Below are 3092 nucleotides of genomic sequence, written 5' to 3'. Positions count from 1 at the left end.
GTATGGCGCCGGTTATGAGCTTCCTGATGATGGGCCGCGACATGCGCGCCATGGAGCCGACCGAGCTGCTATTCTGGGGGGTGATGTCGGTCGGCGTCATTGCCGGCTTCGCGCTGGCCTATCCCGCGAATGTCTGGCTGGTCGCGCGCGGCCTGAAGCATGGGCTGATGACCGAGCGCTCGGCAGACACCGGAAAGGCCAACCGAGAGCCCGTTGCCGAGATACAGCACGCGCAGATGCAGATGCAGCAGGCCAACGCCAGTGGCCATGCTCATCACGAGCACGGGCACGATATGGGACCACACAAGGGGAGCGGCAGCCACCAGATGCGGTCGGACGCGACAACGCCCCAGATCGCTGCGCTCGGCGTGGTGTCGCTGATTGCGCTCGGCGTCGGCATGCTGGCTCCGGCGAACTGGCTGAACCTGCGACTGTCGGCCCGCGACGTCGGCGGGGTGATCATGCCGCCGGGCATGATCATGGACCGCGACACGCCGGCCGACGCGATGCGCGACATGGCGGCGGCCGATCCGCGCCTGGTGAGCGCATCCTATGGCCTTTCGGCCAAGGGAGACCAAGACCTGCCGTTCCGGATGGAGAACGGCGTGAAGGTGTTCGAGCTGCGACCCTCGGTGGTCCGCTGGCAGATCCTGCCGGATGTGACGGTCGACGCCTATGCCTATAACGGCCAGATCCCGGGCCCGCGCATCCATATCCGTCAGGGGGATCGCATCAGGGTCAACGTCACAAACGATTTGCCGGAAGAAACGACTATTCATTGGCATGGGATGATCCTGCCCAACCAGATGGACGGGCCGGCTGAGATAACGCAAAAACCGATCGAGCCAGGCGGTAAGTTTTCATACGAGTTTACGGCCACGCAGCACGGGACCTATTTCTATCATCCGCATGCCAAGCCAGACCGCACGCAAGCGCTCGGCCTCTACGGGGCTCTGATCATCGATCCTGCCAATGCAGCAGACGAAGTGGCGGCCGACGATGACTACATCATCCAGCTTCAGGAATGGCTCAAGCGCGAGCGGCTGACATATCCGTCGATGCCGATGGATGGCGGCATGCCGAATTTCTTCACCATCAACGGCAAGGCCTATCCCTCTACCGATACAATCCATATGAAGGTCGGCGAGACGCTGAAGGTTCGTTTCATCGGGACTAACAACGGCTTCATCCATCCGATGCACATCCACGGCGGTCCATTCGAGGTCGTCGCGCGCGACGGCGAGACCATTCCCGCCTCGGCCCGTTTCCTAGCCGACACGATCAACGTCGGACCTGGCCAACGCTATGACGTCGTATGGAAGGCACAGCGCCCCGGCAAATGGCTGATCCACTGCCATATCCCGCATCATACGACGAACAACAATGTCGAGCAGAAGGGCGGCGGTGGGCTGATGGTCGTCATCGATGTGAGCTGAAGTTATTTGCCGCTGTTGCATCCCGTTTTGAAAATGGCGGCTGGCCTGTCTCGGGGCTCTGGAGAAGAAAGAAGTCATGCTGAGGGTCCTTGCTGACCGCACTTATCGGCATCTTTTCATGGCGCAGGTCATCGCGCTGGTCGGCACCGGTCTGGCGACAGTTGCGCTCGGCCTTCTGGCGTTCGATCTCGCCGGCGCGGATGCAGGCGCGGTGCTTGGTACCGCGCTCGCCATCAAGATGATCGCCTATGTTGGCGTCGCGCCGGTAGCGGCCGCTTTCGCGGAGCGGCTGCCGAGGCGCACCATGCTGGTGGCGCTCGATCTCGTGCGCGGCGGGGTCGCGATGTTCCTGCCCTTCGTCACCGAGATCTGGCAGGTCTACGTCCTGATCTTCATCCTGCAGTCGGCGTCGGCCGGCTTCACGCCGACGTTCCAGGCCACAATCCCTGACGTTCTGTCGGGCGAAAAGGATTATACCAAGGCGCTTTCCCTCTCACGCCTGGCATACGATCTCGAAAGCGTTGCCAGTCCGATGCTGGCTGCGGCGCTGCTTTCGGTGATCAGCTTTCATAGCCTTTTCGCGGGCACCGTCATCGGCTTCCTGGCTTCCGCCGCGCTGGTGTTTTCGGTCATGCTGCCGAGCCCGAAACCCTCGCGACCACGCGGCATCTACGATCGCACGACGCGCGGCTTGCACATATATCTCGCGACGCCGCGTCTGCGCGGTTTGCTGGCCCTCAATCTTGCGGTGGCGGCCTCCGGCGCCATGGTAATCGTCAATACGGTCGTGCTGGTGCAGGGTCAGTTTGGCCTGTCGCAGCGCCAGACGGCGCTCGCCCTGGCGGCCTTTGGTGGCGGGTCCATGATCGCCGCGCTCGCCCTGCCGCGACTGCTCGAGAAGATACCCGATCGGACGGCGATGCTAACGGGCGCGGCTATCCTGGTGGCCGGCATGTTCCTTGGGCCGCCTGTTGGTCAATATCCGCTGCTGCTGGCACTGTGGTTCGTGCTCGGACTTGGCTACTCCATCGCTCAAACACCGTCGGGTCGCCTGATCCGCCGTTCCGCGGACGCCGTCGACAGGCCAGGCTTGTTCGCCGCGCAGTTCGCACTCTCCCATGCCTGCTGGTTGATCACCTATCCGATCGCCGGACGCGCAGGGGCGGCAATGGGCTTGCCCTTCACCTATCTTTTGCTTGGCGCTATCGGCACCATCGCGTTGCTGGTGGCAATGGGATTGTGGCCGCGTCACGATCCCGACGTTATCGCGCACGTCCACGACGACCTGCCGCAAGGCCATCCCCATATTCAGGATGCCCTCTGGACCGAGGCGGGTTACGAACACGCGCACGGTTTTGTCGTCGATGATCGGCACCCGAGATGGCCGAAGGCGAGCTGACGGACGCGATGATTGGCGACACTGCCGCATTCGGCGGATTGTTCCTGACCGCGTTTGCGGCGGCGACCGTCCTGCCGCTGCAATCGGAAGCGCTGCTGACCGGCCTGCTCCTTACGGGCGCCCAGTCGCCGGTCGCCCTGATCCTGGTCGCCACGCTCGGCAATGTGCTGGGCTCGGTGGTCAACTGGCTGCTTGGGCGTGGCGTCGATCGTTTTCGCGACCGCAAATGGTTTCCGGTGAAACCCACTGTCCTCGAC

General features: G+C 63.1%; 2 protein-coding genes and 1 pseudogene. All 3 read left to right on the top strand.

The features are described 5' to 3' along the window. The coding region (locus tag EOA75_RS31175; protein ID WP_127325975.1) for a multicopper oxidase domain-containing protein at positions 1-1436 on the top strand (1436 nt) is incomplete at its 5' end. A 76-nt stretch (positions 1437-1512) separates the two neighbouring features. Next, entirely contained in the window at positions 1513-2835 is a 1323-nt protein-coding gene (locus EOA75_RS31170; RefSeq protein ID WP_127325973.1) for an MFS transporter, read from the top strand. An 11-nt stretch (positions 2836-2846) separates the two neighbouring features. Then, a pseudogene (locus EOA75_RS31165) lies at positions 2847-3092 on the top strand (DedA family protein); the annotation flags it as partial.

The sequence above is a fragment of the Mesorhizobium sp. M1A.F.Ca.IN.022.07.1.1 genome (genome assembly GCF_003997575.1).
In the GTDB taxonomy this organism is placed as follows: domain Bacteria; phylum Pseudomonadota; class Alphaproteobacteria; order Rhizobiales; family Rhizobiaceae; genus Mesorhizobium.
Note: the sequence above shows the minus strand (reverse complement) of the source record. Positions and strands in the feature narration are given on the sequence as shown.